Origin of the sequence: Bowdeniella nasicola (genome assembly GCF_001907295.1) — a bacterium.
Classification (GTDB): domain Bacteria; phylum Actinomycetota; class Actinomycetes; order Actinomycetales; family Actinomycetaceae; genus Bowdeniella; species Bowdeniella nasicola.
Window position 1 is genome coordinate 1 of record NZ_MQVR01000171.1, and the last position, 1103, is coordinate 1103.

A 1103-nucleotide genomic window follows, 5' to 3' on the forward strand; every position below is an offset into this window, starting at 1 on the left:
CCTTCATCTTCGGAGGGCCTCGACCCCTTCAACCAGCCGCCACGCCGCAAACCCGAACAACGCTACCTACACCCTGGATTGTGAAGAGCCCACAATGGCCAGTTGCGCGACGAAGGACGCGAGGCGGAAGCGCGCAGCTTCGCCAAGGCGCTCGCGACGAACCTCGTGCTGAACGGCACGTGGTCCTACTTTTTCTTCCGACTCAAATCCCTGCCCGTCTCCACGGGCGTGGTGGCCCTGCTCGCCATGAGCTCGATCGACCTCGTGCGGCGCGTCGGTAAAACCAAAAAGCGTCGGGCGCTCGCGCTCGCGCCCTACGGCCTGTGGACGAGCTTTGCCAGTGCGCTGACCGCCGAGATCTGGCGCCGCAATGGAGCATGACATGAGCGAGACACAAAAAATCTGGTTCAATGGCGAGCTCCTATCAGATCCCGAAGCGCGGGCGATCATGCCGATCGACCACGGCCTCGTGGTCGGCGACGGCGTATTCGAAGCGCTCAAGGTGGAAAAGGGCGGGCCGTTCGCCCTCACTCGCCACCTGAGGCGGCTGACCAAGTCCGCGACGGCGATGGGCCTGCCCGAACCCAGCCACGACGAGTGCCGCCGCGGCGTTGCTGCCGTGCTTGAGGGGCGCGATTGGGACTTCGGCAAGATCCGCATCACCTGGACCGGCGGCAAGGGGCCGCTCGGCTCCGGCAAGGCCTTCGGTCCTGGCACGCTCATCGTCGCCTCCGAGGCCGTGACGCGAGATGCACCGACGACGCGGGTCGTCACCGTGCCGTGGACCCGCAACATCAACGGCGCGCTCACGGGCGTGAAAACGACGTCCTACGGCGAAAACGTTGTGGGGCTGGCCTACGCCACCGAACACGATGCGACCGAAGGCATCTTTGAAAACACCGAGGGCTTCCTCGCCGAAGGTACGGGCAGCAATATCTTCGTCGTCCGCGGCGGTGCCCTGGTCACGCCACCGCTGTCGGCGGGGATCCTTGACGGCGTGACGCGCCGCCTCGGTCAAGTCCCTTGTAGTGGTGTAACGGCGTTTTCCTCTCGTTTGGGGTTTTAGCTTGCTAGTGCGGGCGTGTCGGTATCGGTCATGGTCG

The 1103-nt window shown here is 64.8% G+C and carries 2 protein-coding genes; both read left to right on the top strand.

Features of this window, described 5'->3' with window-relative positions:
* The first annotated feature begins 102 nt into the window (after positions 1 to 102).
* A complete protein-coding gene (locus BSZ39_RS12870; protein ID WP_073717684.1) occupies positions 103 to 381 on the top strand; it encodes a TspO/MBR family protein in 279 nt (92 codons plus the stop codon).
* A gap of 1 nt (position 382) precedes the next feature.
* Positions 383 to 1066 (top strand): aminotransferase class IV, encoded by a 684-nt coding sequence (locus BSZ39_RS12875; RefSeq protein WP_073717685.1) that lies wholly within the window; start codon positions 383 to 385, stop codon positions 1064 to 1066.
* The last annotated feature ends 37 nt before the right edge of the window (positions 1067 to 1103 follow it).

Excerpts from the sequence above, each read along its gene's own strand:
- BSZ39_RS12875 (WP_073717685.1), top strand. The coding sequence starts at position 383 with ATGAGCGAGACACAAAAAATCTGGTTCAATGGCGAGCTCCTATCAGAT.